The following is a 767-nucleotide window of genomic DNA, read 5'->3' on the forward strand; positions in this document are numbered from 1 at the left end:
AAGAGGATTTCGAGATCATAGAGCGCATGCCAGTAAAATCACTCATCACCTCTCCGCAAACCAACACAGAAGTCAATGGCAATGAAATTGCCATTCGCGGACATGCTTGGTCTGGCGACCGAAAAGTGACCAAAGTGCAGATTTCGATTGATTTTGGCGCAACATGGATGGATGCCGACCTAGCAGCTCCTGCCAACGACGGTGCTTGGCAAACGTTCAATGCTAAGGTGAAGTTCCCTCAAGCGGGTTACTACGAAGTGTGGGCGAAAGCAACTGACGATCAAGGCGTCAGCCAACCTTTTGCCATTGCATGGAATCCGAAAGGTTACCTCAACAACACTTTCCACCGCATCGCATTAATTGTACGAAGTTAAAGAGTCAATAGCAGAATGGTGAGAAATTAGGGGACATAACACGGTGAGAACAAAACAACCATCAGAGCGGGTACTCCCGCTCGCTTTCGCCCTTTTGGCTTTGTTGAGTGACCCTGTACTTGCGAATAACGACGAGTTGATTGCAGCAGGCGAGAAGCAAGCCATGGTTTGTAAAGCCTGCCATCAATTTGAGCCGAATGGCGTAACGGTGGTTGGACCGCCCTTATGGGGGCTAGCAGAGCGCAATATCGCCAGTTTTGAGGACTTCAATTACAGCGACGGAATTAGACAACATCAAGGAAAGTGGGACGCTGAAAAGTTGGACGCATTTTTATCCGCTCCGAATGACTTCGCGCCAGGAACCAACATGGTCTTCCCTGGCGTAACAGATCC

Annotated in this window: 1 protein-coding gene and 1 pseudogene; both read left to right on the forward strand. The window is 49.3% G+C overall.

Going from position 1 to position 767, the window contains the following annotated elements; translation table 11 throughout:
• Window positions 1-374, forward strand: a pseudogene (locus tag R7R24_RS26395) (molybdopterin containing oxidoreductase); the annotation flags it as partial.
• 43 nt (window positions 375-417) lie between these two features.
• On the forward strand, window positions 418-767 hold a 350-nt coding region (locus R7R24_RS26400), incomplete at its 3' end, for a c-type cytochrome (RefSeq protein WP_318120075.1).

It is taken from the genome of Vibrio sp. 704 (assembly GCF_033339295.1).